Annotated in this window: 27 protein-coding genes and 3 tRNA genes; 15 read left to right on the forward strand and 15 right to left on the reverse strand. The window is 72.8% G+C overall.

The window, feature by feature from the left end; genetic code table 11:
• Nucleotides 1–8: 8 nt before the first annotated feature.
• The 4 genes from ACIPWA_RS01130 (at nucleotide 9) to htpX (ending at nucleotide 3,840) form a co-directional block, all read left to right on the forward strand.
• Nucleotides 9–485: an LpqN/LpqT family lipoprotein gene (locus ACIPWA_RS01130; RefSeq protein WP_400287795.1), complete on the forward strand. Its 477-nt coding sequence runs from the start codon at nucleotides 9–11 to the stop codon at nucleotides 483–485.
• Nucleotides 482–1,015, forward strand: a complete 534-nt coding sequence (locus ACIPWA_RS01135) for a hypothetical protein (protein ID WP_400287796.1) — start codon at nucleotides 482–484, stop codon at nucleotides 1,013–1,015. Before ACIPWA_RS01130 ends, ACIPWA_RS01135 begins: the two co-directional genes overlap by 4 nt.
• A gap of 281 nt (nucleotides 1,016–1,296) precedes the next feature.
• The gene (locus ACIPWA_RS01140; protein ID WP_400287797.1) at nucleotides 1,297–2,721 is read left to right on the forward strand and encodes an FAD-dependent oxidoreductase; all 1,425 of its coding nucleotides are present in this window, start codon (nucleotides 1,297–1,299) and stop codon (nucleotides 2,719–2,721) included.
• A 243-nt stretch (nucleotides 2,722–2,964) separates the two neighbouring features.
• Nucleotides 2,965–3,840 carry a zinc metalloprotease HtpX gene (htpX, locus tag ACIPWA_RS01145; RefSeq protein WP_082609100.1) on the forward strand — a complete coding sequence of 292 codons (876 nt, stop codon included), beginning with the start codon at nucleotides 2,965–2,967 and terminating at the stop codon, nucleotides 3,838–3,840.
• Between the two features lie 76 nt (nucleotides 3,841–3,916).
• Here htpX and ACIPWA_RS01150 read toward each other — a convergent pair whose 3' ends face one another.
• The 4 genes from ACIPWA_RS01150 to rarD all read right to left on the reverse strand — a co-directional run bounded on the left by ACIPWA_RS01150 (nucleotide 3,917) and on the right by rarD (nucleotide 7,613).
• The gene (locus ACIPWA_RS01150; RefSeq protein WP_400287798.1) at nucleotides 3,917–4,963 is read right to left on the reverse strand and encodes an alpha/beta hydrolase family protein; all 1,047 of its coding nucleotides are present in this window, start codon (nucleotides 4,961–4,963) and stop codon (nucleotides 3,917–3,919) included.
• Complete coding sequence (locus ACIPWA_RS01155) at nucleotides 4,963–5,808, reverse strand: HAD family hydrolase (RefSeq protein WP_400287799.1); 846 nt, start codon at nucleotides 5,806–5,808, stop codon at nucleotides 4,963–4,965. Before ACIPWA_RS01155 ends, ACIPWA_RS01150 begins: the two co-directional genes overlap by 1 nt.
• Nucleotides 5,809–6,031: 223 nt before the next feature.
• Nucleotides 6,032–6,526: a YajQ family cyclic di-GMP-binding protein gene (locus ACIPWA_RS01160; RefSeq protein WP_191801466.1), complete on the reverse strand. Its 495-nt coding sequence runs from the start codon at nucleotides 6,524–6,526 to the stop codon at nucleotides 6,032–6,034.
• A gap of 103 nt (nucleotides 6,527–6,629) precedes the next feature.
• Nucleotides 6,630–7,613 carry an EamA family transporter RarD gene (gene rarD / locus ACIPWA_RS01165; protein ID WP_400287800.1) on the reverse strand — a complete coding sequence of 328 codons (984 nt, stop codon included), beginning with the start codon at nucleotides 7,611–7,613 and terminating at the stop codon, nucleotides 6,630–6,632.
• Between the two features lie 162 nt (nucleotides 7,614–7,775).
• Here rarD and ACIPWA_RS01170 point away from each other — a divergent pair.
• The 6 genes from ACIPWA_RS01170 (at nucleotide 7,776) to ACIPWA_RS01195 (ending at nucleotide 9,716) form a co-directional block, all read left to right on the forward strand.
• A tRNA-Tyr gene (locus tag ACIPWA_RS01170) sits at nucleotides 7,776–7,857 on the forward strand.
• Between the two features lie 438 nt (nucleotides 7,858–8,295).
• Nucleotides 8,296–8,368: transfer RNA gene (locus ACIPWA_RS01175), tRNA-Thr, on the forward strand.
• A gap of 63 nt (nucleotides 8,369–8,431) precedes the next feature.
• Nucleotides 8,432–8,508, forward strand: a tRNA-Met gene (locus ACIPWA_RS01180).
• Between the two features lie 88 nt (nucleotides 8,509–8,596).
• Nucleotides 8,597–8,767 carry a 50S ribosomal protein L33 gene (gene rpmG, locus ACIPWA_RS01185; RefSeq protein WP_030151977.1) on the forward strand — a complete coding sequence of 57 codons (171 nt, stop codon included), beginning with the start codon at nucleotides 8,597–8,599 and terminating at the stop codon, nucleotides 8,765–8,767.
• A gap of 32 nt (nucleotides 8,768–8,799) precedes the next feature.
• Nucleotides 8,800–9,267: an FAS1-like dehydratase domain-containing protein gene (locus ACIPWA_RS01190; RefSeq protein ID WP_056653682.1), complete on the forward strand. Its 468-nt coding sequence runs from the start codon at nucleotides 8,800–8,802 to the stop codon at nucleotides 9,265–9,267.
• Nucleotides 9,264–9,716: a MaoC family dehydratase gene (locus ACIPWA_RS01195; RefSeq protein ID WP_400287801.1), complete on the forward strand. Its 453-nt coding sequence runs from the start codon at nucleotides 9,264–9,266 to the stop codon at nucleotides 9,714–9,716. The genes ACIPWA_RS01190 and ACIPWA_RS01195 overlap by 4 nt, the downstream gene beginning before the upstream one ends.
• A gap of 121 nt (nucleotides 9,717–9,837) precedes the next feature.
• Here ACIPWA_RS01195 and ACIPWA_RS01200 read toward each other — a convergent pair whose 3' ends face one another.
• Entirely contained in the window at nucleotides 9,838–10,938 is a 1,101-nt protein-coding gene (locus ACIPWA_RS01200; protein ID WP_400287802.1) for a LacI family DNA-binding transcriptional regulator, read from the reverse strand.
• 99 nt (nucleotides 10,939–11,037) lie between these two features.
• Here ACIPWA_RS01200 and ACIPWA_RS01205 point away from each other — a divergent pair, with 99 nt between their 5' ends.
• The 3 genes from ACIPWA_RS01205 to ACIPWA_RS01215 all read left to right on the forward strand — a co-directional run bounded on the left by ACIPWA_RS01205 (nucleotide 11,038) and on the right by ACIPWA_RS01215 (nucleotide 15,210).
• On the forward strand, nucleotides 11,038–12,621 hold the full coding sequence (locus tag ACIPWA_RS01205) for an MFS transporter (RefSeq protein ID WP_400287803.1): 1,584 nt from the start codon (nucleotides 11,038–11,040) through the stop codon (nucleotides 12,619–12,621).
• Complete coding sequence (locus ACIPWA_RS01210) at nucleotides 12,618–13,928, forward strand: MFS transporter (RefSeq protein WP_068627708.1); 1,311 nt, start codon at nucleotides 12,618–12,620, stop codon at nucleotides 13,926–13,928. The genes ACIPWA_RS01205 and ACIPWA_RS01210 overlap by 4 nt, the downstream gene beginning before the upstream one ends.
• 64 nt (nucleotides 13,929–13,992) lie before the next feature.
• A complete protein-coding gene (locus ACIPWA_RS01215; protein WP_400287804.1) occupies nucleotides 13,993–15,210 on the forward strand; it encodes a UDP-N-acetylmuramate dehydrogenase in 1,218 nt (405 codons plus the stop codon).
• A gap of 142 nt (nucleotides 15,211–15,352) precedes the next feature.
• On the opposite strand, the gene ACIPWA_RS01220 is transcribed toward ACIPWA_RS01215, so the two are convergent.
• Both ACIPWA_RS01220 and ACIPWA_RS01225 read right to left on the reverse strand, forming a co-directional pair.
• On the reverse strand, nucleotides 15,353–16,258 hold the full coding sequence (locus tag ACIPWA_RS01220; protein ID WP_400287805.1) for a L,D-transpeptidase family protein: 906 nt from the start codon (nucleotides 16,256–16,258) through the stop codon (nucleotides 15,353–15,355).
• A gap of 123 nt (nucleotides 16,259–16,381) precedes the next feature.
• Complete coding sequence (locus tag ACIPWA_RS01225) at nucleotides 16,382–16,783, reverse strand: GntR family transcriptional regulator (protein WP_082609103.1); 402 nt, start codon at nucleotides 16,781–16,783, stop codon at nucleotides 16,382–16,384.
• A 169-nt stretch (nucleotides 16,784–16,952) separates the two neighbouring features.
• Between ACIPWA_RS01225 and ACIPWA_RS01230 the strand changes: the two genes are divergently transcribed.
• A complete protein-coding gene (locus ACIPWA_RS01230; protein WP_400287806.1) occupies nucleotides 16,953–18,305 on the forward strand; it encodes a phosphotransferase family protein in 1,353 nt (450 codons plus the stop codon).
• Nucleotides 18,306–18,316: 11 nt separating this feature from the next.
• Nucleotides 18,317–18,634, forward strand: a complete 318-nt coding sequence (locus ACIPWA_RS01235; RefSeq protein ID WP_400287807.1) for a hypothetical protein — start codon at nucleotides 18,317–18,319, stop codon at nucleotides 18,632–18,634.
• Nucleotides 18,635–18,811: 177 nt separating this feature from the next.
• Here ACIPWA_RS01235 and ACIPWA_RS01240 read toward each other — a convergent pair whose 3' ends face one another.
• The 8 genes from ACIPWA_RS01240 to ACIPWA_RS01275 all read right to left on the reverse strand — a co-directional run bounded on the left by ACIPWA_RS01240 (nucleotide 18,812) and on the right by ACIPWA_RS01275 (nucleotide 26,689).
• Entirely contained in the window at nucleotides 18,812–19,480 is a 669-nt protein-coding gene (locus ACIPWA_RS01240) for a response regulator transcription factor (RefSeq protein WP_056762604.1), read from the reverse strand.
• Complete coding sequence (locus tag ACIPWA_RS01245; RefSeq protein WP_400287808.1) at nucleotides 19,477–21,090, reverse strand: sensor histidine kinase; 1,614 nt, start codon at nucleotides 21,088–21,090, stop codon at nucleotides 19,477–19,479. The genes ACIPWA_RS01240 and ACIPWA_RS01245 overlap by 4 nt, the downstream gene beginning before the upstream one ends.
• Entirely contained in the window at nucleotides 21,087–21,524 is a 438-nt protein-coding gene (locus ACIPWA_RS01250) for a hypothetical protein (RefSeq protein ID WP_400287809.1), read from the reverse strand. Before ACIPWA_RS01250 ends, ACIPWA_RS01245 begins: the two co-directional genes overlap by 4 nt.
• Before the next feature lie 46 nt (nucleotides 21,525–21,570).
• Nucleotides 21,571–22,620: an adenosine deaminase gene (locus ACIPWA_RS01255; RefSeq protein WP_400287810.1), complete on the reverse strand. Its 1,050-nt coding sequence runs from the start codon at nucleotides 22,618–22,620 to the stop codon at nucleotides 21,571–21,573.
• A 74-nt stretch (nucleotides 22,621–22,694) separates the two neighbouring features.
• The gene (locus ACIPWA_RS01260; protein WP_400288439.1) at nucleotides 22,695–23,327 is read right to left on the reverse strand and encodes a response regulator; all 633 of its coding nucleotides are present in this window, start codon (nucleotides 23,325–23,327) and stop codon (nucleotides 22,695–22,697) included.
• A 104-nt stretch (nucleotides 23,328–23,431) separates the two neighbouring features.
• Nucleotides 23,432–24,832 (reverse strand): sensor histidine kinase, encoded by a 1,401-nt coding sequence (locus ACIPWA_RS01265; protein ID WP_400287811.1) that lies wholly within the window; start codon nucleotides 24,830–24,832, stop codon nucleotides 23,432–23,434.
• Nucleotides 24,819–25,673 carry an ABC transporter permease gene (locus ACIPWA_RS01270; RefSeq protein WP_400287812.1) on the reverse strand — a complete coding sequence of 285 codons (855 nt, stop codon included), beginning with the start codon at nucleotides 25,671–25,673 and terminating at the stop codon, nucleotides 24,819–24,821. Before ACIPWA_RS01270 ends, ACIPWA_RS01265 begins: the two co-directional genes overlap by 14 nt.
• Entirely contained in the window at nucleotides 25,670–26,689 is a 1,020-nt protein-coding gene (locus tag ACIPWA_RS01275) for an ABC transporter ATP-binding protein (RefSeq protein WP_082609105.1), read from the reverse strand. The genes ACIPWA_RS01270 and ACIPWA_RS01275 overlap by 4 nt, the downstream gene beginning before the upstream one ends.
• Between the last annotated feature and the right edge of the window lie 61 nt (nucleotides 26,690–26,750).

Here is a 26,750-nt window from a genome sequence, read left to right on the forward strand (position 1 = left end):
GATGGTTCATGAGCACCGTGCTCTCCTACCCCAGCGCCGACTTCCCTGCTCCCGTCCGGGTCAGCATCGACTGCCCGGAGGACTGGGCACCGCTCCCCGAGGTCGCGCTCCCGCTCGCCCTGGCCAAGGTCGTGGCCCCCGGCGAGTTCCGGCCCAACGTCATCGTGGTCGTGTCGCGCACGCGCAAGCAGTTCACGCTGGAGAACGCCGTGAGCGAGGTCGTGACCAAGCTGACCGGGCTCGCCGGGTACGCCGAGCTGGGGCGCGAGGAGCGGGAGATCGCGGGACATCCCGGCTTCCGGATCGAGGGCGCCTTCACGGACGTCGAGGGGGGCACCCTGGTCCAGGCCGTCCGCACGACGATCGTCGACCGTGGACCCGTCGTGGACCTGGTGCAGGTCACGGGCTCGTGCTCGGGAGCGCAGGCCGAGCAGCTGCTGGTCGAGATCCGAGCGATCCAGGAGAGCCTGAGGATCGAGGAGTGAGCGTCCCCGTGCCGACCGGCGGTCCGGCCGGGGTCGAGGACGTCGTCGCGGCTCTCCTCTCGCTCAACGCGGAGGACGTGCCCTACGAGGTCACGGCGGAACCGACGGACAAGGGTGCCGTCGTCACCGCGACGTGGAAGGGCTGGGACGTGCGCTGGCAGTCCTTCTTCGGTGCAGGGGCCGTCACCAAGACGTTCCGGCTCGTGGTGACGCTCGACGGCAAGCGAGGGACCTACGCGTTCACCGAGCTCCACGGCTCGACGCGCAGGTCCGTGGGGGTCTCGGCCGGTGGCGTGCACGCCGAGGCTCGCAAGGACGGGTTCCGTGGCAAGACCTTCGGGGCGCGCTCCCTGAAGGTCGTGGTCGCGCCGCGGGTCACGGCCTCCGGTGAGCGAGGCTACGAGGTGTCGAACGTCGCGACCCTGTCGTTCACCCCCTCGACCATCAAGGTGCCGGTCTTCTCGACGCTTCGCTCGCTCGGGTGGCGCCCTCGGTTCGACAACGGGTTCATGCGACGGTTCGAGGGCTGATCCGGCGGCGCGCGCTGTGGCGCGAGGGCAGGCCGAGCCGTCGTGGCCTCCCGTGGCGCCCTGAGTGCGCAGGTCCCCGAACCGCGTAACGATTGCTCAGATCGCAAGACAGGGTTCCATCAGGCGAGATCGCCTGTCAGTGTGGAGGTTCACCTCAGTCGTACAATCGAGTGGTTCTCCCGTTGGCGGCCGCGGACCTCACCCGGACAGCCCGCGTGACCGGTCCGCCCCACTCCTGCGGACCGTTCGTCCCCCTCCTCGATCGGAAGGCGTTCTTTCCTGTGAGCAGCTCCCGTCCTTTGCGCGTCGCTATCGTCGGCGCTGGTCCTGCTGGTATCTATGCGGCGGACATTCTGTCGAAGACGGATGTCGAGGTGAGTATCGATCTGTTCGAGCGTCTGCCTGCGCCTTTTGGGTTGGTGCGGTATGGGGTGGCTCCGGATCATCCGCGGATCAAGCAGATCATCGTGGCGTTGCACAAGGTGTTGGCGCGTGGTGATGTGCGGTTGTTGGCGAACGTGGATTATGGGGTGGATCTGAAGCTGGACGATCTGCGGCAGTTCTATGACGCGGTGATCTTCTCGACGGGGTCGATCCGGGATGCGGCGTTGGCGATCGAGGGGATCGATCTGCCGGGTTCGTTCGGTGCTGCTGATTTCGTGTCGTGGTTCGACGGGCATCCGGACGTGCCGCGGACGTGGCCGTTGGAGGCGCGCGAGGTCGCGGTGCTGGGTGCGGGGAACGTGGCGTTGGACGTGGCGCGGATCTTGGCCAAGCATGCGGATGATCTGTTGCCCACGGAGATCCCGGACAACGTGTATGCGGGGTTGAAGGCGTCGCCGGTCACGGATGTGCACGTGTTCGCGCGTCGTGGTCCGGCGCAGGCGAAGTTCTCGCCGTTGGAGCTGCGTGAGCTGGGTCATGTGCCGGACGTGGACGTGATCGTGTATCCGGAGGACTTCGAGTTCGACGAGGGGTCGATGGCGGCGATCAATTCGTCGAACCAGACGAAGCAGGTCGTCAAGACGTTGACGGACTGGACGCTGAAGGATCCGAGCGAGTTCACGGCTTCGCGCCGGTTGCACCTGCATTTCTTGAAGGCGCCGGTCGCGGTGCTGGGGCAGGAGCGGGTCGAGGGGTTGCGCACCGAGCGCACGGTGCTCAACGGTGACGGGACGGTCAGTGGGACGGGGGAGTTCCAGGACTGGCCGGTGCAGGCGGTCTATCGTGCGGTGGGGTATTTCGGGTCGCCGTTGCCCGAGGTGCCGTTCGACGAGCTCAAGGGTGTCATTCCCAACCGTGAGGGTCGGGTGATCGACATCGATGGTGAGCAGGTCCCGGGGGTCTATGCCACGGGCTGGATCAAGCGTGGCCCGGTCGGGTTGATCGGGCACACCAAGTCCGACGCCTCGGAGACCGTCCGCCACCTCGTCGAGGACGTCACGGGGGCAGTTGCCGCAGCCGAGGGCGTGGAGGCCGTCGAGGGAGACCTCGACGGTGGACGCGTCGCGCCGCACGGCTCGCCCGACGCGATCATCGAGTTCCTGACGGAGCGGGGCGTGCACCTGGTCCAGTGGTCCGACTGGGAGGTCCTGGACGCCCACGAGCGTGCCCTCGGAGAGGCCCGTGGTCGTGAGCGCGTCAAGGTCGTGCCGCGCGAGGACATGATCCGCATCGCACGCCGCGAGGACGACGCCACGGCCTGACCCGCGCACCACGTACGGCGCCCCGCCCACCCGGGCCGGGGCGCCGTCGTCGTACCGGGACCTGCGGCGCCGTGGGCTCCCAGGGCGCGTCGCCGCCCCCCAGCCACCCACAGTCGCCTCCCGCCGTGCGGCTCGTCGCGCGCGCCCGTGCCCGACGGCGGAGGGAACCTCCCGCGTGCGCCGCGCGTTCTTCCGGTGGATGCTCGCACCACGGCATCCTGTGCTCGAGGGAAGGGGCTGGGAGTGGGTCACCAGCATTTCAACGGTCTGAAGACCGCAGGACTGTTCGGGATCATGTGGGTCGTGATCCTGGGGCTGTGGGCGGTGTTCGCCCGTTCGGCCGGCACGTTGTGGATCTTCGTCGCGATCGGTCTGGTGACCACCGCGTACGGGTACTGGAACTCCGACAAGATCGCGATCCGTGCCATGCACGCGCGGCCCGTGAGCGAGCTCGAGCAGCCGGCGATGTACAGGATCGTGCGCGAGCTCTCGACCGCTGCACGTCAGCCCATGCCCAAGCTGTACGTCTCGCCCACGCAGGCGCCCAACGCGTTCGCGACGGGCCGCAACCCCAAGAACGCCGCGGTGTGCTGCACCGAGGGGATCCTCACGCTGCTCGACGAGCGTGAGCTGCGCGGGGTCCTGGGCCACGAGCTCATGCACGTGTACAACCGGGACATCCTCACGTCCTCGGTCGCCAGCGCGATGGCCGGCGTCATCACGTCGCTCGCGCAGTTCCTGCTGATCTTCGGCGGCAACCGCGACCGGGGCGGCAACCCGCTCGCCGCGCTCGCGATGGCCCTGCTCGCGCCGGTCGCGGCCATGGTCGTCCAGCTCGCGATCTCCCGGACGCGCGAGTACGACGCGGACGAGGACGGCGCCAAGCTCACGGGCGACCCGCTGGCTCTCGCGTCGGCGCTGCGCAAGCTCGAGCAGGGGACCGCGAGGGCGCCGCTGCCGCAGAACCGTGATCTCGTCGACGTCTCGCACGTCATGATCGCCAACCCGTTCCGTGGCGCGGGCGTCGCCAAGATGTTCGCGACGCACCCGCCCATGGCCGAGCGCATCAAGCGGCTCGAGACCATGGCGGGCCAGCAGGGCGGCATCACCCGCTACTGATTGCCTGCGCCGAGGGAGAGCCCGGTCGTGGTCTGCAGACCGGACCTCGACGAGGGTCGCCTGCTTCGACGAACCGCTATCTCGTGGCCCCGACCGGGGTGATCCCACGCTCGGCCAGCCAGTCGCGTACCGCGGCCCACGAGGGTGAGGTCGCAGACAGGTGCGAGAGGTGGTCGTCGCCCGCGACCACGGACAGGGTCACGTCGTCTCCGGCGGCCTGCGCGGCCGCGGCGTAGTCGGTCGCGACCGACGGCACGACCACGGCGTCCAGGTCCCCGGTCGCGACGAGCGTCGGGACACCGAGGGGCAGCAGTGCGGTGGGGGAGGCGAGGTCGTACCGGTCGTCCTGGACCTCGCTCGTCGAGCCGCCCATGAGCGCCTGCACGGCTCCCTCGACGGGCCCCTCGACCCCGGCGGTCTTCAGGTCGTTCACGCCTGCCTGGGTGACCACGAGGTCGGGACGGACGAGCGGGTCCGCGCCGGGCGCGCCGTCGGGCAGGGTGTGCCGGGCCGCGAGCCACAGCGCCATGGTCCCGCCCGCGGAGTGCCCGACGACGGCCACGTGCCCCGGCGAGAGTCCTGCGTCCCCGAGGGCCTGGGGGAGGAGGTCGAGGCCGGCGGCGGCGTCCTCGAACGTCCCGGGCCAGCCGCCCTCGTCGAGCGGGTCGGGCGCGCCGACGCCGCGGTAGTCGAGGTTCCACACCACGATGCCGTCGTCGGTCAGGTCGCGGGCGACCTCGGTCTCGGACGAACGGTCGTAGACGGCGTCCCAGCCGCCGCCGTGGACGAGGACGACGACGTCGACGACCGGGAGCTCGGGAGCCTCGTCGCCGGACGGCGTACGCAGTTCTCCGGTCTCCTCGGCGAGCTCGGCCGGCAGGATCAGGTCGGCCGTCTGTGCCGGGCGCGGCCCGTAGGAGAACGTCGTGAGCACCGCGTCGTCGGGCTCGGTCGGCCGGGAGGGTGCGTCGGCCGCGGGGGGCGGGGAGGACGTCGGGTCGGGGGACGAGGTCGTGCAGCCGGCGGCCGTGAGCGAGAGGACGACCGCCAGGGCGAGCGCCGGAAGCCGTCGAGCGGGGCGTGACGGGACGTGCGGGCCGTCCCGTCCGGGGAGCGCGGCCATCAGGCACCCGACCTGTCGGCGAACGGGCCGGGGTGCGAGGTCCACCCGTCGAGCAGGCCCTCGAGCGCGACCGCGACGCCGTCCTCGTCGTTGGACGCCGTGAGGTGCGTGACGGCGCCCAGCACGTCGGGATGCGCGTTCGCTACTGCGTACGAGGTTCCGGCCCAGGCGAGCATCGGCAGGTCGTTGGGCATGTCGCCGAACGCCCACACGTCTGCTGCCGCGATGCCGTGCGACGCGCACCAGGCGGACAGCGCTCCGGCCTTGGTCACGTGGGGCGGGAGCAGCTCGGCGAGGCCGGCCGCGCCCGAGTAGGCGAGCAGGGCCCGGTCGCCGACCGCGTCCAGCACGCGCTCGAAGAACTCGTCCTGCGCGGTGTCGTCGGTGCGTGCGAGCAGCTTCGCGACGGGAGCGTCGAGCGCACGCTCGACCGGTCCGCGCCACGCCTCGGGCGTGTCCTCGTCGTGCCGGAACGACGCGTCGAACACCGGTCCGTCGACCCGCTCGACGGCCAGCGCGACGCCCGGCACCGCGGCGCGCAGGTCGCGGACCACGCCGCCCAGGGCGAGCGGCGCGAAACCGCGCGACTCGACGACCTGGCGCGTGCCGACGTCGTACACGCACGCCCCGCCCAGGCAGATGATCACGCCGTGACCACCGACCAGCGTGCCGACCTCCGTCAGCCAGCGCGGCGGGCGGGCCGTGACGAACACGACCTGGGTCCCGGCCGCGTCCAGAGCCTCCAAGACCTCACGCGTGCGCTCGGAGACCGTCCCGTCCGAGCGCAGCAGTGTCCCGTCGAGGTCGGTCGCGACGACGCGGGGCGGGCGCAGGGGGCGGGTCATGCGGGGACTCCAGCGGTATCGGCCAGGAAGGCACGGTGGACTCCGTGGCTCAGCACAGGCACCGCCGCCGGGAGTCGAAGAGTGTCCACGCCGCGAGTCTAGGTCCGCGTGGGAGCGACACGCCCGCAGGTTGCGGGCGTGACCCGGCGCGACCCGACACGCGGACGGGCGCGCCGCCGTCGGGCAGGAGCCCGACCGGCGACGCGCCCGTCGCGAGAAGGTGTCAGCGGTAGTTCGTGAACTGCACCGCGAAGTCCAGGTCCGCACCCTTGAGCAGCGACTGGACGGCCTGGAGGTCGTCGCGCGACTTGCTCGTCGCGCGGACCTCGTCGCCCGTGATCTGCGTCTTGACGCCCTTGGGGCCCTCCTCGCGGATGATCTTGGTGATCTTCTTGGCGTTCTCGCCGGCGAGGCCCTCCTTGAGCACGCCCTCGAGGCGGTACTCCTTGCCCGACAGCTTGGGCTCCTTGTCGTCCGTGTCGAACGCCTTGAGCGAGATGCCGCGCTTGATGAGCTTGGTCTGGAAGACGTCGAGGATCGCGAGCACGCGCTCCTCGGAGTTGGCGATCATGACGATCTTCTCGCCGCTCCAGGCGATCGAGGCGCCGACGTTCTTGAAGTCGTAGCGCGTCTGGATCTCCTTGACGGCCTGGTTGAGGGCGTTGTCGACCTCTTGGCGGTCGACCTTGCTGACGATGTCCATCGATGAATCGGCCACGGTGCTCTCCTGACGCGGTAGGTGGGGTGGTCTGGGGTCCACGGTAGTGGGCGGGCGGCACGGATGCCGCCCCGGGCCCGGCGGTGTCGGCGCGCGCTGCGGGTCAGCGCGTCGCTGCGAGGCGGGACGCGCGCATGGCGTGCAGGCCGTCGACGCTCAGGACGATGAGCGCGAGCCACACGAGCGAGAAGCCGGCCCACCGCGCGGGCGGCATGGGCTCGTGGAACACGAGGAGACCGACGAGGAGCTGGAGCACGGGGGCGAGGTACTGGAGCATGCCCACGAGGCTCAGCGGCAGGCGGCGGGCCGCCGCGCCGAAGAGCAGCAGGGGCAGGGCCGTGACGATGCCGCTCGAGGCCAGCAGGAGAGCATGGCCCGTGCCCTCGGTGCCGAACGTCCCGACCTCCGTCGCGCCCAGGAAGACGAGGTAGCCGAGCGCCACGGGGAACAGCAGCGTGGTCTCGACCGCGAGCCCCGGGAGGGCCTCGACGTCCCGTCCGACCCGGTTCTTGACGAGCCCGTACAGCCCGAACGAGATCGCGAGGGTCAGGGCGATCCACGGCAGACGGCCCAGGCCGATCGTGAGGATGATCACGGCCGAGGCCCCGATCCCCAGCGCGACCCACTGAGCGGGCCGCAGCCGTTCCTTGAGCACGAGCACCGCGAGGAGCACCGTGACGAGCGGGTTGATGAAGTACCCGAGCGCGGCGTCGAGCACGTGCCCGGACAGGACGCCGTAGACGTAGACGGCCCAGTTCGTGGCGACCAGGACGGCCGCGATCGCGAGCAGCCCCACGGTCCGGCGCACCCGGAACACGGCCCGGTACGCGGGCAGCTTGCGCATCACGAGCAGCAGGAGCAGGCAGAAGAGCAGGCTCCAGACCACACGGTGGGAGATGATCTCGAGCGGTCCGGCCGGCTGGAGCAGGGGGAAGAACAGGGGCATCGCGCCCCACAGGAAGTACGCGCTCGCGCCCAGGACCACGCCCAGGCGGTCGATCGGGGCGGGGGCTCCCGGGGCACCTGGACGGGGAGCGTCCGGTGGCGCGGAGAGGTCGTTCGCGGGGTGCTGGGGGGCCTGGCTCACGGTCCACTGTAAGCGTGGGCGGGGCGTGCGCGCGGGGTCGATTTTTCACCAGGGCCCGATCGGCTGTACTGTTGCCACGCTCCCGCAGTTCGGAAGCGTCCTCTGGTTGCGCCTCGGTGCAGCCCGGTCGCGGTCGGCCAGCGAGAGTGCACAACCGAACATGGCAGGTTGCCCGAGCGGCCAAAGGGATCTGACTGTAAATCAGACGGCATAGCCTTCGTGGGTTCGAATCCCTCACCTGCCACGCACCTGAACGAGGCGCCACCCCCCGGGGTGGCGCCTCGTTCGCGTTGGCGGGGTCGCAAGGGGACGGGTCGGCGCGGGGGGCGTCGTGGGCCGGCGCGGTGCACGCCCGTCCTGCCCGACGTCGGAGCTCGCCTCCGCCTCTCGGCCGCGGCCGGTGCGGCTCGGCCGAGGAGCGCCCGGCGTGCCGTCCGGTACTCCTCGCGGCGCCCCTCGTCCGTTCCTCGACCTCGGTCCGGCGAGCGTGCTGCGCGTCGACGGCAGCCTGTGCGTGCGACGTGGGGGTGAAGTCGTGACATGTCGGACGCGTGCGACGTGTCGTGCAGGCATCGTGGTGCACGGTCGACAGGTCGAGAAATCGGCCTGATCACTGGGTTCCCGGGTGGTCGCCGAGGCCGATTTCGCACCACGGCAGAACCCGTGTAATCTTTTCACCGCTGCCCCGATAGCTCAGTCGGCAGAGCGTCTCCATGGTAAGGAGAAGGTCAAGGGTTCGATTCCCTTTCGGGGCTCTGTGAAGTGACGCGGGGTCGTCTCGCTGGAATACTGGCGACACGACCCCGCGTTCATCACGCGGCGGGGTAGCTCAGTTGGTCAGAGCGCACGGCTCATAATCGTGAGGTCGCGGGTTCGAGCCCCGCCCCCGCTACCACTTCCTGACATCACACCGTACGGCGGCCGGCGCCGTGCGGCCTAGCAAGCACGTAGCGCCCTCCGGAGGCGCGAGAGGTGGCACTACCGTGGCAAGCAAGAGCTCAGACGTTCGCCCGAAGATCACGCTCGCATGCGTGGACTGCAAGGAGCGCAACTACATCACGAAGAAGAACCGCCGCAACGACCCCGACCGTCTCGAGCTGGCGAAGTTCTGCCCGCGTTGCGGCAAGCACACCGCTCACCGCGAGACCCGCTGATCCAGCGGCTCCTCTGAGCAGCACCGACACGCATGGCGATCAACGCTGACTACGCCGGTCGTGAGTACCCGGCCACCGCCCCGTACTCCGTAGGCCGCGAGAAGATCCGCGAGTTCGCCAGCGCCGTCGGTTCGACCCACCCCGCGCACCACGATGTGGTCACAGCGCGGGGTTTGGGCTATCCGGACCTGATCGCGCCGCCCACCTTCGCGGTGGTCGTCGCGCAGCGCGCCGAGGCCCCGTTCATCCAGGACCCTGAGGCCGGCGTCGACTTCACGCGGGTCGTCCACGCGGACGAGCGGTTCGTGCACCACCGACCCATCGTCGCCGGCGACGAGCTGGTCACGGTCCTGCACGTCGACTCGATCACGCAGCGGGCAGGCATCTCGATGGTCACCACTCGTGCCGAGATCGGCGCCCTGGCGGCAGACGGCTCCGGAACCGTCGAGCCCGTCGCGACCGTCACGTCCAGCCTCGTCGTCCGCGGGGAGGACGCATGACCGAGCCCACGGCTTCCCTGGTGACCACCACGCGACCGGACCTCTCCGCCCTCGCGGTGGGTGACGTCGTCGGGACGCGCGAGATCGCGGTCGACCGCGCCCGCCTCGTCCGGTACGCCGGCGCGAGCGGCGACTTCAACCCGATCCACTGGAACGACACCTTCGCGCAGAGCGTGGACCTGCCCGGCGTGATCGCGCACGGCATGTTCACCATGGGTGCCGCAGTGGCCCTCGTCGAGGACTGGGCCGGCGACCCGGGGGCTGTCGTCGACTACCAGACACGCTTCACGCGCCCCGTGCCCGTGCCGAACCCGGGCGAGGCCGTGATCTCGGTGTCCGGAGCGATCGGGGCGATCGACGCCGAGGCCCGCACGGTCCGCGTCGACCTGACCGTCACGTTCGAGGGTGCCAAGGTACTCATGAAGGCGCAGGCCGTCGTCCGCCTCTGAGCGGGCCTCCGCCGCGCAGCCTGCACACGACGAAGGGCGCCTCTCCCGCACGGGAGAGGCGCCCTTCGTCGTCGGTGGTGGGGCTGCGGACCCACGGTGCGGCCAAGCTGGACCGGGTGGTTCAGGCGGCCGGGACGGGCCCGGTCGTGGTCCCCACGACGAGCGTGACGTCGAGCATCACGGTCTCGGGCTCCTTGCCCGCGAGGAGCGAGACGACGGCGCGGCCGAGCTCGGCCCCCTTCTCCGCGAGGGGCTGGTGCACGCTCGTGAGGGTGTCCGGGCTGAGCCACGGCAGGTCGAGCCCGTCGAAGCCCGCGACGGACACGTCCTCGGGCACGCGCAGGCCGAGCTCCTTGGCGCCCAGGACGGCACCCGCGGCGAGCAGGTCCGAGTGGGCGATGATCGCGGTCGGGCGCTCGTCGGACGGGACCCAGGTCCCGAGAATCTCGACCGCGGCCGCGTGCCCGTGCTCGACGAGCGAGGCCTCGGTCTCCCAGGAGATCAGCGGTTCGACGACGTCACGCACGCCCGCGAGCCGGTTGAGCGTGGGGGTGCGGTCGGCCTGGGCGAGGCGGTCGGCGTCGATGACCCCGCTGCGGCGGGAGTTGTCGAGGGGGAGGGCGATCTCGGCGATGCGGGTGTGCCCGAGGTCGACCAGGTGGCGCACGACCTCGGCCGTGCCCTTGCGGTCCTCGATGCCGACGAGCGGGGTCCCGGGCACGGGGTGCCCCTCGCCGATCACGACGGGGACGCCGCGGCGCTGCAGCGCGTCGAGGGTCGCGTCGTCGCTCCCGATGCCCCACACGAGCACCGCGACGTCCATCGCGGCGCTCTCGATGAGCGGGTCGACCGCGCGGGACGGGTCCTCGGACGGGATGCCGGGGATGAGGAGCACGCCCAGCCCGCTCGTGCCGAGCGTCGAGACGAGCCCGTCGAGGACCTGGACCGCGACGGGGTCGCGGAACGCGCGCTTGAGCTGGTCGCCGATCACGACGCCCACGATCCCGGACCGCCCCGAGCGGAGCTGACGGCCGAGCGGGTTGGGGCCCGCGTACCCGAGCTCGGTCGCGGCTGTCATGACGCGCTCGCGCGTCTCGGGGGTGATGGGGCCGGCGCCGGAGAACGCGAGCGACGCGGTGGACACCGAGACGCCGGCGAGCGCGGCCACGCGGGCGAGGGTCGGACGGCCCGGTGGCTTGGGTGCCTGCTCGGAATCGGTCATCGTTGCCCCTCTGCCGGTCTTCTGGACGAACTCGGATCCGCCGTGACGCACGGAAAAGGTGTTTGACGGCGCGGCCAGACTACCCGCAGACTTGTCACCATGTCTCGAATCGTTTCGAAGGCCACTCCCGACGCAGGTATCGAATCGATTCGACCAGCGCTCGACCCCGGCCTCTCCCGCGCCCGCTGGTCCCTCCTGGGGATCTTCCTGCTCAACGGCATCACCATGTCGAGCTGGCTCGCCCGCATCCCCTCGGTACGCGACGCCCTGGGCATGACGCCCAAGGACCTCGGCTTCGTGCTGCTCGCCGGCGCGGTCGGCGCGCTCGTGACGGTCACGCTGGCCGGACCGATCGTCAACCGCTTCGGCGGTCGTGCGGCCATGCTCGCCTCGACCGGCTTCTTCGCCGCGGCACTCGTGCTCCTGGGCGTCGGCCCCGCGACGGGCTCGGTCCCGCTGCTGGCCGCGGGCATCTTCCTCAACGGGGTCGCGTTCTCCCTCGGCAACGTCCCCATGAACGTCGAGAGCGCGAGCGTCGAGCGGCGCACGGGGCGCACGATCCTGCCGCAGTTCCACGCCGCCTTCAGCATCGGCGCGGTCGTGGGCTCGCTCGTCGGCGCTGCGTGCGCCGCGGGCGACGTCCCGGTCCTGGTGCAGTTCGTGGGCACCGCGGTCGTCGCGACGGTCTGGCGGCTCGTGAGCATCCCGATGTTCGTCCACGCGACGCTGCCCCGCCCGCGGGTCGAGGCGCGTCTGGGCGACGCCGGCCCCGACGGGGTCGAGGCAGCCGCTGTGCTGCACCCGCGCTCGCGTCGCGTGCGCCTGGGGGCGGCGCTCGGTGCCTGGCGCGAGCCGCGCACTCTGCTCATCGGCCTCGTCATCATGGCCGCGGCGCTGTCCGAGGGCTCGGCGAACGATTGGCTCTCGCTCGCCGTGGTCGACGGGTTCGACCAGACCGAGGCGGTGGGAGCGGTCGTGTTCGGCGCGTTCGTCGGCGCGATGACCGTCATGCGCCTGCTCGGCACCCGCCTGATCGACCGCTACGGTCGCGTCACGGTGCTGCGCGTCTCGGGGGTCGCCTCGATCGGCGGCCTGCTGCTCTTCGGGTTCGCCCCGAACCTCGCCCTCGCGGGCGTGGGTGTGGTCGCGTGGGGCCTGGGCGCAGCGCTCGCGGTCCCGATCGGTATCGCCGCGGCCTCGGACGAGCCCATGCAGGCCGCGAGCCGTGTCTCGGTCGTCTCGGCGTTCTCGTCCATGGCCTCGCTCGCGGCACCGCCGCTGCTGGGCATCGCGGCCGAGGCCATGGGGGCGCGCCACGCGCTCGTCCTCATCGTGGTCGCGATGGTCGTCAGCGTGCTGCTCTCGACGAAGGTCGCGCCGCTGGTCGCGGGGGAGCGCCCGGCACCGCTCGCAGGGCCCGACGACGGAGCTCCCCTCCCGCCCACGGGTCGCCGTGCGGAGGGCTCCGGTGCGGACGAGGCGTCGCTCGACGACGACGCACGTCCCGAGGACACCGGGGTGGGGGCGCCCGACGTGACCGCGAAGCCTGACCAGGTGGTAACCCACCACGCGGTACCGTCGACCCTGCGCACGCGCCGCCGTCGTGCCGTGCGGCGACACCGCGCGACCGACCCTGCACCGTCCGGCTCGACCTCCCACCGACGCGAGGAGACCCCCGCATGACCACCCCGCCCGCCCCCCGCTCCGGGGAGCAGCGCGCAGCGAGCACCGCCCGCGTCGTCCAGGCAGCCACCTGGGCCGTGTTCGCGGTGTTCTTCCTCAACGGCTTCAACTTCGCGAGCTGGGCCTCGCGCCTGCCCGCGGTCCGGGACGCGCTCGGGCTCTCCGAGGGCAGCATGGGCTTCCTGCTGCTGTTCGCCGCGATCGGCTCGCTCCTCGCGCTGCCGCTCTCGGGCATGGTCGTCCAGCGCGTCGGCGCCTCGCGCGCGGTCGTGATCTTCGCGACGGTCAACGTGGCGGGGCTCGTCGTGGCGGTCACGGGCGTGTCCCAGGGCTCGGTCGACGTGGTGCGGGTCGGCCTGTTCCTCTTCGGGATCGGAACCGGGGTCTGGGACGCCGCGATGAACATCGAGGGCGCGGCGGTCGAGCAGCGCCTCGGCAAGGCGATCATGCCGCGCTTCCACGCGGGCTTCTCGTTCGGGACCATGGCCGGCGCCGGCGTCGGCGCCCTGGCCGCGCTCGCGGGCGTGCCCGTGCAGTGGCACCTCGCGGTGGCGCTCGCGCTGAGCCTGCTCGCGGTCCTGTGGTGCGTGCGGTCCTTCCTCCCCGCAGGTGCGGTCACGGACGAGGCCCTCGCTGCGTCGTCGGGCGACCTGCGGGACGACGCCGCGGGCGAGGACCCCGCGACCGCGGTCCACGGGAAGGGGGCGCGCAGCGCCCTCGCCGCCTGGAAGGAGCCGCGCACGCTGCTCATCGGCCTCGTGGTGCTGGCCGCCGCGCTGACCGAGGGGGCGGCGAACGACTGGGTCGGGCTCGCGGTCGTCGACGGGTTCGGTACGTCCGACGCGATGGGCGCCGTGGGGCTCGGGATCTTCCTCACCGCCATGACCGGCATGCGGCTGCTCGGGACGGGGCTGCTCGACCGGTTCGGACGGGTGGCCGTGCTGCGCATCTCGGCGGGCCTCGCGTTCGTCGGCCTGCTCGTGTTCGCGCTCGTGCCCAACCTGTGGGTCGCGCTCGTGGGCGTGGTGCTGTGGGGCATGGGTGCGGCGCTGGGCTTCCCGGTCGGGATGAGCGCGGCGTCGGACGACCCCACGCACGCCGCGGTCCGGGTCAGCGTCGTGTCGACCATCGGGTACTCGGCGTTCTTCGTCGGCCCGCCGCTCATCGGGTTCCTGGCCGAGCACATCGGCGGCTACCGCCCCGCGCTGCTCGTGATCGCGGTGCCGCTCGTGATCGGGCTGCTCGTGGTCAACGCGGCCAAGCCGCTGCCCACCGCGGCGGGCGGCACGGGCACCGGGGGCGCCTGACATCTCGCTCGACCGACGAGGGGTGCGGAGCAGGGGCGCGAGCGGGGCGAACTAGGCTGGAGCCATGACCGCCCCCTCCTCGCGCCGCGTGTCCGCCGTCGAAGCCGTCACCGAGGGTGCCTCTCCCGGTCCGGGCGAGGTGCTCGAGCAGCCCACGCTCGCCGACCTCACGACCCTGCGCGTCGGCGGCCCTGCGGACGCGTACCTCGAGGCGAGCACCGAGGCCGAGCTCGTCGACGCGGTCCGTGCGGCCGACGACGCGGGCGAGCCGCTCCTCGTGCTCGGGGGCGGCTCCAACCTGCTCGTGAGCGACGAGGGCTTCGGTGGGGTCGTGGTCCGCGACGTGCGTGCCGAGATCCGCATCGACGCGGAGGACACGTGCGGCGGCGGGAGCGTGACCGTGACCGCGGGGCAGGACTGGGACCAGCTCGTGGAGCGGGCCGTCGCCCAGGAGTGGGTCGGGATCGAGGCACTGTCCGGGATCCCGGGAACCGTCGGGGCGGCCCCCGTCCAGAACATCGGGGCCTACGGCCAGGAGGTCGCGGGCGTCGTGGCCTCGGTGCGCGTGTGGGACCGCGCGGAGTCGCGCATCCGCACGCTGCCGCTCATCGACCTGGACTTCGGCTACCGCACCTCGCTCCTCAAGCGGACCATGCACGCCACGCCCGACGGCGGCGACATCTGGTACCCGTCCCCGCGCTTCGTCGTCCTCGAGGTGAACCTCCAGATGCGGCTCGGGACCCTCTCGGCCCCGATCGGCTACCCCGAGCTCGCGCGCCGCCTGGGCATCCAGGTAGGCGAGCGCGCGCCGAGCGCCGAGGTGCGGGCCGCGGTGCTCGAGCTGCGCGGGGGCAAGGGCATGCTGCTCGACGACCCGACGGCCCCCGACCACGACCGATGGAGCGCGGGCTCGTTCTTCACGAACCCGGTCGTCGCCGCGGACCAGGCCGACCTGCTGCCGCACGACGCCCCGCGCTTCCCGGTCCGGTCGGCGCTCCCGTCGCGCACCACGGGGCCGAGCCTCGGGGAGATCGACCCGACCCTGGTCAAGACCTCGGCGGCCTGGCTCATCGAGCACGCGGGCTTCACCAAGGGGTTCGGCGTCCACGGCCCGTCGAGCGCCGCGAGGCTCTCGACCAAGCACACCCTGGCCCTGACGAACCGAGGGGCGGCGACCGCAGCGGAGATCGTCGAGCTCGCACGCACCGTACGCGACGGCGTGCTCGACGCCTACGGGATCGAGCTGGTCCCCGAGCCCGTGCTGGTGGGCGTCGCGCTCTGACGCACCAGGCTCCCGCCGGGTGCCGGGTGCCGGGTGCCGGGTGCCGGAAGTGCCGAGGTAGAGGGCCCGCGTCGAGGTAGAGGGCTCTGGCCCACGGCCTCGACGCGGGCCCTCTACCTCGCGGACCGAGCGGCTGGGCTGGTCAGTAGACGATCACGGTCGTGCCGGCCGGGGCACCCCACGAGTCCCAGATCCAGTTCATGGCCCCGTTGGCGACACGCACGCACCCGTGCGACGCGGGCGACGGAGGAACCGAGCCCGAGCCGTGGACCGCGATCCCACCGTTGAAGAACTTGGGGCGCCACATGCTCCCGAGCTCGAGCGAGGACTCGTAGTTCCCGTCGACCTGGCGCCCCACCTGGAACGTCCCCGCAGGGGTGCGGGCGTAGTACGTCCGGCCCTTGGCCTCGTAGCGCTCGCCGTTGCCCGACGAGGCGTTGATGATCGCGGTGACGCGCCCGTCGTCGACGGCCAGGACGAGCTGACGGGCGATGTCGATCTCGATCACGTGGCCCGAGGAGCTCTGGGGCGTGGGTCGCACACCCTGGTCCAGCGCTGCCTGGGTCATGGGGCCGACCCGGCCGTCGCGGCCGATGCCCGCAGCCTTCTGCAGCGCCCAGACGGCCTGCTGCGTGCCCGGACCGAACGTGCCGTCGGGGCTCGCTCCGAAGTAGCCGAGGTCGGCGAGGCGCTGCTGGAGGGCGACGACCCGTTCCCCCGTGCTCCCGCGCACGAGCTCCTCTGTCGCGGGGTCGGGGGCCGGCGCGACGGGTGCGGGCTCGGCGGCCGGGGGAGCGGGCGTCTCGGCGGGCGGTGCCGGCTCGACCGGCGCCGGCGGCTCCGGCGTGGGCTCGGGAGCCGGGGCCTCGGTGGGCGTCGGAGCGGGGCTGGGCGTCTCGGAGGGAGAGGGCGACGAGGTCGAGGTGGGCGGGGCCGAGGTCTCGCCGGCGCCCGGGCTCAGGACGTCGCACCCTCCGACGAGCAGCAGGGCGACGAGGGCGGCCGTGGTGGCAGTCCATCTCGTCCTGATCGATCGTTCCTTCGACATGCGTGTTCCCCCTCGATGCCCGGCGCCCTGCCGGAGAACTGGCACGACCACGTTCTCACGCCGCAGGCACAGGGCCTGCATCGCCCGCGCGCGGTATGCGCAATCGTTGTGAAGCGTCGGTCGTCAGTCGCTGTGCCGGCGCAGGAGCTCGCCTCGTACGAGTGCGAAGATCGCGTCGTCGTCGAGCCCCGCCTCGCGCACCGCGGCGACGAAGGTGCGTGCGGCCTGCCGGGCGACGACGTCGGTGGGGGCCACGCCGTCGGCGACGACCGTGCCCGCGCGACGGTGCGTCGTGGTGATGCCGGCCGACTCGAGCTCGCGGTAGGCGCGTGCGACGGTTCCTGCGGCGAGGCCGAGGTCGGCCGCGAGGGCCCGGATGGTGGGTAGGCGGTCGCCGACCACGAGGCGTTCCGCGGCGACGTGCGCGACGACCTGCGAGCGGATCTGCTCGTACGGGGGCACGCCCGACGCGAGGTCGATCTCGAGGTGCAGCCCTGCCGCGCCGGGCTGCTCGGTCCCGGCCACTCAGGCGTCCCGGTGGGTGAGGGGCAGCGGCACGGTCATCTCACCCCGGAGGTTTTGTATCATCATGCCGACACAATGGCAGTCGCCCCTCGCGGTGTCAACGGCTGCGTGAGAGGTCTCTCACGCAGCCCTCATCCCCGCATCACGTCGTGCCGTTTGCCTTGCTGCCATGGACACCGCCGCGCAGCTGCTCACCGGTCCCCGGGCCGGGGACCTCCTGGAGGCGGCGCTCGCCGTCGACCACGTCGCGCTGGGCTCGTGGCGCGTGCACCAGGTCCACGCGCGCCCTGGCGCCGAGGTGAGCGTCGGGTACGAGGTCACGGTGCGGGGCCGCGCCGGTGGGCTGCGGACGGCCGGAGGGCGCGACGAGTACCTCGTGGCGACCACGGCCGACCTCCCGCCGGACGTCGTCGAACGGCACGGCATCCTGCGCATGGTCGACGGCGACCAGACCGTCCACGTGTGGCGCCACCCCGTGGACCCCCTCCTGCCGGGGCTCGCGACGGCCTGCGACGCCGCGACGCTGACCGACCGGTGGCGCTCGATCGACGCGCACGCCCCGCTCGTCCTGGGGCTGGACCTGGTCGCCTACCGCCCCCTGCGCCGGGCCGTCCTGCGCGCACGGACGACCGCGGGCGACGTCTACCTCAAGGTCGTCCGCCCGGACAGGGTCGCGGAGCTCCGGCTGCGCCACGACCTCTTCCTGGTCGCCGAGGCCGCTCCCCAGGGATACAGCCTGACGGCGCCGCTCGCGGCCCCCAGGGTCCTGGCCTCGCTCGGTGAGGGCATCCTCGTCCTCGGTGCGCGCCCCGAGGAGACCATGGCCTCCGCCGTGGCCTCGACCCCCCGGCACGAGCAGGCGCTCACGGTCGACCCGCACGAGCTGCTCCGGGCGCTGGACGCGCTGCCCCCGGACGCCGTCCTGCTCGAGCGCCGCCCCGCCTGGGCCGAGCGCTCCGCGCACTACGCGCGCTCCGCCGTCGGGCGCCTTCCTCACGTCGCCGCGCGCATCGAGGCCCTCGAACGAGGCGTGCGCCGCATCGTCGAGACCCGTGACCCCGGCCCCGTGGTCGCGACGCACGGCGACTTCTACGAGGCCAACGTCCTCCTCGTCGGCGGAGCGGGCTGCCGCCAGGTGGCCGCTGTCCTCGACGTCGACACGCTCGGCCCGGGTCACCGCGTGGACGACCTCGCGTGCATGACCGGGCACCTCGCGGTCCTCGAGACCCTCGCGCCCCAGGTGTACCCCGGGGTGCAGGGACTCGTGGACCGCTGCCTCGCGGCGTTCGGCGAGAGCACGGACCCGGTCGGGCTGCGCGCGCGCACCGCCGGCGTCGTCCTCTCGTTGTTGCCCGGCGCGCCGCGCGACGCCCTCGCCGAGGTCTGGCTCGCGGTCGCCGAAGAGCTCCTCGCGGCGGCCGAGGACCGTCTGAGAGTCCTCTCACCGACGGCTCCTCGGGCTCTCACGCCTCCGGCGGACTCTCGAAGGGGCGGGGCGGCGGACCGGCTGCCCCTCGGCTGAGGAGGTAGGACATGGACGCACGCAGGATCTGGGTCGCGACCGGCACGCTGGGCGTGCTCGGGGTCGGGTTCGGCGCCACGATGGCCGCGGCGGAGGACGACGTCGGGCAGGACCCGGCTGCGGTCGTCGAGCGCGCGGCGGACGGCACGACGACGGCACGCGCCACGAGCGCGACGCCCAGCCCGTCGGACCTCGACCCGTCGAGCGCCACGACGAGCGTGACCGTCGGGTCGCCGACCTCGGCGGACTCCGCGAACACCGCCCCGAGCCCGGTGACTCCTGCGAGTCCCGCCTCGGCACAGACGTCCCCGTCGGCCGCCACCCCTTAGGGGCGTCGACGGGCGACCCAGCAGCCGGCGCGTCACCGGCTGCACCACGAGAGGGTGGGGGCACGCGATGCCCCCACCCTCTCGCTCGTCGTACGGTCAGCCGCGGGGCGCGCTCATGGCCCACGGCGGGCCTGGCCCACGCCCCGTAGCCCATCGCGACGGCCTGTCGCGGCCCCGTCAGGCCGCCGGGTCCGCCAGCCGGTAGCCCATGCCGCGCACCGTGACCACGCGCTCGGGACCCAGCTTGTTGCGCAGGTAGCGGACGTAGACGTCCACGACGTTGGACCCGGGGTCGAAGTCGTACCCCCACACCCGCGAGAGCAGCTGCTCGCGGCTCAGGACCTGGCCCGGGTTGCGCAGGAAGGTCTCGGCGAGGGCGAACTCCCGGGCCGAGAGGTCGACCTCCCGGTCCTCGGTGCGTGCGCGGCGCGTGCGCAGGTCGAGGCTGAGCGACCCGTGCGAGAGCACGGTGACCTCGCCCGCGGGCTCGGTCCGCAGGCGCAGGCGGATGCGCGCCAACAGCTCCTCGAACCGGAACGGCTTGACCATGTAGTCGTCCGCCCCGCCCTCGAGGCCCGCCACGGTGTCGGTGACCGAGGACCGGGCCGTGAGGATGATGACGGGGATCGTGTTGCGGGCCGAGCGGAGCCGGCGCAGGACCGTGAACCCGTCCTGGTCCGGCAGTCCCAGGTCCAGGATCATCAGGTCGTAGTCTCCCGTCTGCGCCAGGTCGTAGCCCTCCCGACCGGTCGTGACGGCCGTGCTCGCATACCCGGCCGCGCGCAGCCCCTTGGACACGAACGACGAGATCCGTGTCTCGTCCTCGACGACGAGGATCTGGCTCACAGCGATGTCCTTTCACCCAGGTGTGCCGGGGCGACCACGGGGATCTCCACGGTCAGCGGAGTCAAGAGGTCGTGCCCGGGATGTTCCCGTGCCGGACCTGCTGGCGAGGGAGGGGAGGCCCGGTGCTCGTGGTCCGGCCCGGGCACGGGCGGGGACTGACCCGGGTCGAGCGGCAGGTCAAGCGTGAAGGTGGAACCGAAACCTCGGGTCGAGGAGACCTCGACCCGGCCGTCGTGCCCGCCCGCGATCGCGCTGACGATCGCCAGGCCCAGACCCGCGCCGTCGCGGAACGCGGGGTCACGCTCGGCCTGCGCGAAGCGCACGAAGATGCGCTCGAGCTGGTCGGGCGAGACGCCGATGCCCTCGTCCCGGACCCAGAGCCGGATCCGGCCGTCACGCACCGCGGAGCCCAGGGTGATCTTCGATCCCGGTGCGGAGAACTTCACGGCGTTCGAGGCGAGCTGGAGCCACGCCTGGGTCAGGCGCTGCTCGTCGACGAGTGCGGTGGCTCCGGTGCGCGCGTCGATCTTCCACCTGCGGTCGCCCAGGAGGCGGGCCTTGTCGAGGATGTCGTCGGTCAGGCGCCCCAGGTCGGTCTCCTCGAGACGGACGAAGTCCGGGCTCCCGGCGGTCGCGAGCGTCATGAGGTCGTCGACGAGCCGGTGCATGCGGTCGAGCTCGTCGAGCGCGAGGCTGCGCGTGGCCGCCGAGTCCTCGGGGTCGCCCGGGTCCATGAGCTCGAGGTGCCCGCGGACGATCGTCAGCGGGGTGCGCAGCTCGTGCCCCACGTCGTCGAGGAGCTGGTGCTCGGCGTCGAACGCGGCGGCGAGACGGTCGAGCATCTCGTTGAACGCCTGGGTGAGCTCGGAGACGTCGTCGTTCCCCGTGACCGGGATGCGTTCGGACGTGTGGGTGTCGCTGATCCGACGAGCGGTCTGGCCGAGCAGGCGCACCGGGCGCAGCAGGCGACCCGCGACGAGCCAGCCGACCGCGCCGATGAGCAGGAGCGAGACCACCGCGATGATCGCGTACGTCCGGAAGACCCGGTCGAACTCGGCGTGCTCGGCGTCCCGGTCGTACGCCAGGACGAGCGCGGAGGGTTCCTTGCCGTCGGTCACGGGCACGACCAGCACCCGATAGCTGGTGGTGGGCGTCGAGATCTCGCGCAGGACGACCCGGTCGCCCGTGGTGAGGGGCTCCAGTGCGTCCATGAGCGCCTCGTCGTCCTCGAGCCGCAGGGGCACGGGCGACGCCGCGATCCACTGGGCGCGTCCGGCGCGGAAGCCCACCATGCCCTCGTGCGGGGCGGGCACGGTCTGTCGCATCGCGAAGTTCACCAGGTCGTCCGACGACGTGAAGCGCTCTCCCGTGGAGGGGTTGACGCCGTCCTGCGCGAGGGCCTCGAACTCCTCGAGCGAGCGCGTGAGGGACAGGGCCATCCTGTCGTCGACGTGCCTGCGCTGGGACGTGAACGCCACGCCGCCCGCGATGATCAGCCCCAGGGCCGCGAGGGCGAGGACCGCGCCGAGGATGCGGGCGCGGACCGTCAGCAGTCGCGCGGTCGTGCGGGGGAGGTGGGGCCCAGCGGGGTCGGGGGTCTGGGACATCATCCGTTCCCCGTGTCGGGGGTCCACATGCCGTCGTCGTACTCGTCCGACGGGCGGTACATGCCGTCGTCGTACTCGTCGCCGGGGTGGTACATGCCGTCGTCGTAGGGCTGCTCGTCGGTCTGAGGTGCCGTGCCGGTGCCGCTGTCGACGGTGCTCCCGCTGCGGGGAGGGGCCGGCTGGACGGGGACGAGGGGCCCGTCGTCGTCCGCCCCCTCGTCGCCGGGCTCCGTGGGCTCGACCGGTTCCTCCTCGACGGACTCGACGGGGGACGGGACGGGCTCGGGGGTCACGGTCTCGACCGGGGCAGGGCTCAGGACGACCTGGTTGCCCAGGTCGCGGTCCGGGGGGCTCGCGGAGACGAGGGCCACGGCAGCCGTGCCGACGCCGAGGGCGCCCAGCACCAGGGCGCCCACCCACATCGTCGTCCGTCGCATGGCGCGAGTGTCCCGGGTCCTCATGAGAGGGGCATGAGAGCGTCGGTCACCCACGGGGAGCCTCTCCCGTGGGCGGTGCCTCGTCGGTGATCCACGCGTCGACACCCGCGAGCAGCCGCGCCGTGGTCGCGTGCCCGGCCCGGCTCGCCCGGATCGAGGAGCGTGCGAGGTCGGCCAGCTCCTCGTCCGAGAACCCGTGCTCGGTCCGCGCCGACTCGTACTGCGCCACGAGCCGCGAACCGAAGAGCAGCGGGTCGTCGGCCCCGAGCGCGACCTGCGCGCCCGCGTCGACGAGCGCCCCGAGCGGGACCTGCGCGCCGTCGTCGTACACCCCGAGCGACACGTTCGAGGCGGGGCAGACCTCGAGGGCGACCCCCCGCTCGACGACCTGCTCGAGGACCCGCGGGTCCTCGACCGACCGGACCCCGTGGCCGAGCCGGTCCGGGTCCAGGTCCGTCAGGACCTCGCTCACGTGGTCCGGGCCGAGGAGCTCGCCACCGTGCGGGACCAGGGCGAGCCCCGCGCGGCGCGCGATCGCGAAAGCCGGCGCGAAGGCCGCGGTGTCCCCGCGCCGCTCGTCGTTGCTCAGCCCGAAGCCCAGGACCTCGCCCGGACCGTCGCCCACGTACTGCGCCGCGAGGCGTGCGAGCGTGCGCGCGTCGAGCGGGTGCCGCATGCGCGACGCGGCGACGATCACGCCCACCTCGGTCCCCGTCGCGGCGCTCGCCTCGCGGGCCGCGTCGAGCACGATCTCGACCGCGGGCGAGATGCCGCCCACGAAGGGCGCGTACGACGTGGGGTCGACCTGGATCTCGAGGCGCCCCGACCCCTCGGCCGCGTCGTCCTCCGCGGCCTCGTGCACGATCCGGCGCATGTCCGCCTCGGAGCGCACGCACGCGCGCGCGGCGTCGTACAGGCGCTGGAAGCGGAACCAGCCACGCTCGGTCGCGGGCAGGCGCAGCGGGTCGCCGTCGAGCAGCGCGGACGGGAGCCGCACCCCGTACTGCGCCGCGAGGTCCCGCAGCGTCTCGGGCCGCATGGACCCGGTGAAGTGCAGGTGGAGGTGGGCCTTGGGGAGCTTCGCCAGATCACGCACAGGGGCAGTCTTCCATCAGCCGGGCCCCCGCACGGGGAGTTCCGGTCCACGGCCGGGTGAGATCGGGGGCGGCCTCACGCGCCGGGCAGGATCCCGCGCTCGATCGCGACGGTCACGGCGCGCGTGCGGTCGTCGACCCCGAGCTTGGCGAACGCACGCAGCAGGTGCGTCTTGACGGTCGCCTCGGAGATGAACAGCTCGCGCCCGATCGAGGGGTTGCTCAGCCCGCGCGCGACCAGCGCGAGGACCTGCGACTCGCGGGGCGTGAGCCGTTCGCCCGCGCCGCGGACCGACGTCACGAGCCGGGTCGCGACCGTGGGGGCCAGGACGGTCTCGCCGCGGGCCGCGGCCCGGATCCCGGCCACGAGCACGTCGCGCGGCGTGTCCTTGAGCAGGTACCCCGTGGCTCCTGCCTCGACCGCACGCAGGATGTCGGTGTCGGTCTCGTACGTCGTGAGCACGACGACGCGGGGCCGCGCACCCCGCCCGTCGCCGGGGGAGCGGGGGCCGCCGAGGATCTCGCTCGTCGCCCCCACGCCGTCGAGCACGGGCATGCGCAGGTCCATGAGAACGACGTCGGGGCGCAGCTCGTGCGCGAGCCGCACGCCCTCGCGCCCGTCGCCCGCTTCACCGACCACCACGAGGTCCGGCTCGGCCGTGAGCATCCCGACGAGGCCCGAACGGACCACGGGGTGGTCGTCGACCACGAGGACGCGGACCTGGGGATCCGACGGCGTCGCTCCGGTCGCGGTCGCCGCGGCGGTCCCCGGATGAAGGGTGGGTGAGGGCGCTGGGTGGTCGGTGGGGGAGGTCACGGCTGGCTCCGGGGGAGTAGGGCGGGATGCGTGGGGGCGTCGGCGGGGTGGTCGGCGGGCACCGGCAGCTCGACCCGCACGTGCGTCCCGCCGCCCGGGACGGACGCGACGCTCACCGTGCCGCCGCTCGCCGCGACACGCTCGCGCATGCCGCGCAGGCCGAACCCTTCCACGATGCCCGGCCCCAGCCCCTGACCGTCGTCCGCGACGTCGAGGACGACCGTGGTGCCGTCGGGCCTCACGTCCTCCGAGCGAACGGTCCCGACGCCCTCCCCGGGCCCCAGGGAGACGACGACGGAGCGCGCCGCCGCGTGGCGGCGCACGTTGGCCAGGGCCTCCTGCGCGGACCGCAGCAGGACGACGTCCTCGGCACTGCCCAGTCCTGGGACGGCCGACAGCCGCAGCGTCACCGCGACCCCCGACTCGTCCTCGAAGCGAGCGGCCAGGCGCTCGATCGCCTCGACGAGCGTCGCGCCCTGCAACGGCAGGGGAGCGAACGCCGTGACGAGGGACCGGGCCTCGGCCAGGTTGTCGCGGGCCGTGGCCTCGACGAGCGCGAGCCGGTCCCGGGCTGCGCCCACGTCGTCACGGTCGAGGTCGGCGTTCGCGGCCTGGGCGAGCATGACGACGCTCGTGAACCCCTGCGCCAGGGTGTCGTGGATCTCGCGCGCCATGCGCTCGCGCTCGGCCGCGACCCCGGCCGCGTGGTGGACCGTCCCGAGCTCGGCCTGCGTGGCGTTGAGGTCGTCGACGAGCTGGGCATGGCGTGCGGTCTGGAGCATCGCCTGGCCGACCCAGATCCCGAGCAGGATCGAGAAGGCGAGCGCGACCCCCATCTGCGGTGCGGCCCTCGTGAGGGCCTCGCGGGAGAACCCAGACGCGGCCGTGAGCGCGAGGGTCGTGCCGACCGCGAGCAGGGTCGAGAGCGCGAGGCTGACCCACCGGCTCTCCGAGAGCATCCAGATCTGGGTGAACGCGACGAACAGCAGGAACGTCCCGAGCTGGTTCTGGATCACGGCGACGTCGGTCGCGACGATCAGGATCAGCAGGTACACCATGGCCAGGCGCTGGTCCCGGTTCCGGGCGGCACGCCGGCCCAGGAACGTGTACGCCAGCAGGATCACCCCGATCGCCCCCAGGGCCAGCGCGAGCCGGTCGGGCTCGATCCCGGCCGAGAGCAGGGCCAGCGCGCACAGGGCCACGACCACGTAGAAGCCCACGTCCCACCACACGACGACCCGGTCCCACGAGCCCTCGAGCCGTCCGAGGGCCGAGCCGGGATCGAGCGCCGGGTCGGGGGAAGGAGGCACGGGCGTGCCCGTGGCGGCCGAGCCGGAGGGCCCCGCCGCCACGGACCCCGTCGCCGGACGGTCCACCGGGCTCTCAGCCGTCGTCACGCCGCCTCCACCTGAACGTCCGGACCCCCACCACGAGGCCCACGACGAGCCACACCACCAGTACAGCAGCCGTCGCGCCGTGCTGCCACGACCCTGACGTCTCGAGGGCAACGGCCTCGGGCGGCAGGAACACCGAACGCATGCCCTGCGCGAGCCACTTGAGCGGGAAGACCGACGCGACCTGCTGCATCCATGACGGCAGGGCGAAGAACGCGAAGAACACGCCCGAGATGAACTGCAGGACCAGGACGATCGGCGTCACCACGGCGCTCACGGACTTCCCTGACCGGGGGACCGAGGAGAACGCGACACCCAGCACCGAGCCGGTCGCGGTGCCGAGCACGAACACCCACGCGAACGTCGCCCAGGCCGACGCGGTCGAGGGCATCGGGACGTCGAACGCCGTGGCGGCGAGCAGCAGCAGGGCGGCGGTCTGGACGGTCGTGACGATCAGGACCTGCCCGATCTTCCCCAGGAAGTACGAGGTCGCAGGCAGGGGGGTCGCCCGCAGGCGCTTGAGCGTGCCGTCGTCGCGCTCGACAGAGATCGAGATCGCGAGGTTCTGGAAGCTCGTGAGCATGACGCCCGTGGCGACCATGCCCGGGAGGAAGTACTGCGCGAACGGCACGGATCCGGCCGCGTTGCCCTGGTCCTGCTGCCCGAAGACCGTCGCGAAGATCGCCATCATGATGAGCGGGTACGCCAGGATGAAGACGACCGCGTCACGCTCGCGCAGGAACGCGAGCATCTCGATCCAGGTCCGTCGCAGGCCTGTGCCGAGGACGCCGGGCAGGGGCTGCCCGGCGGGCACCGCGCGGGTGGAGGACGACTGGGTGCTCATCGGGTGGCCTCCTCGGCGACGGGTGCGGACGGGACGGCGGAGGTCGGCGGGAGCCCGGGCGGCGCGGCTGCCGACGAGGTGGCGGACGGGTCTGCGGACGGGGCCGCCGGTACGGCCCCGATGAGCTCGAGGTACACGTCCTCGAGGCTCGGCTGGAGCACGCGCAGGCCCGGCACCTCGCCGTCGGGTCCGGCCAGGCGTGCCGCGAGCGAGGCGACCAGCGCGGTCGGGTGGTCGGTGCGCTCGACGTGCGTGACGCCGTCGGACACCCACTGCACGACGGGGCGCAGCGCACCCGGCCCGCCCAGGTCGCCCGGCGCCCCGAGGGCGACGACCTTCCCGTCGCGCACGACGGCGGCGCGGTCGGCCAGGTGCGCGGCCTCGTCGAGGTAGTGGGTCGTCAGGAGGATCGTGGTGCCGCTCGCGCGCAGGGCCAGGACGAGGTCCCAGAAGCTGCGGCGGGCCTGCGGGTCGAACCCGGTCGTGGGTTCGTCGAGGAACAGCAGCTCGGGGTCGCCCACGATCCCGAGCGCGACGTCGAGGCGGCGCCGCTGGCCGCCCGAGAGCTGGCGGGCACGCGTCGACGCCTTCTCCTGCAGCCCGACGGCGGTGATCACCTCCTCGGGGTCGCGCGGGGCCGGGTAGAACGTCGCGAAGTGGCGTACGAGCTCGCGCACCGTGAGCTCGGCCTGGTCGCGCGAGTCCTGGAGCACGACGCCGATCCGGCTGCGCCACGCGCGCCCCGCGAGCGCGGGGTCCTCGCCGAGGACCTGGACCTGCCCGCCGTCGCGCTTGCGGAAGCCCTCGAGGATCTCGACCGTCGTGGTCTTGCCTGCGCCGTTGGGGCCGAGGACCGCGAAGATCTCGCCGCGCTCGACCGTGAGGTCCAGCCCGTCGACCGCCTGCTTCACGGTGCTGCCTGCGCCGCTGCCCTGCGTGTAGCGCTTGGTGAGCCCGCGGACCTCGATGGCCGGGGAGCTCGTGCCTGCTCGGGGAGGAGTCCTGTCTGTGCTCATGGCTCCAGCCTGGCGTGAGCGTGGGGCTCGCCGCGACGACCGGTCGGGGGGACGCCGGGTC

This window comes from Oerskovia enterophila, assembly GCF_044748475.1.
Classification (GTDB): Bacteria; Actinomycetota; Actinomycetes; order Actinomycetales; family Cellulomonadaceae; genus Oerskovia; species Oerskovia enterophila.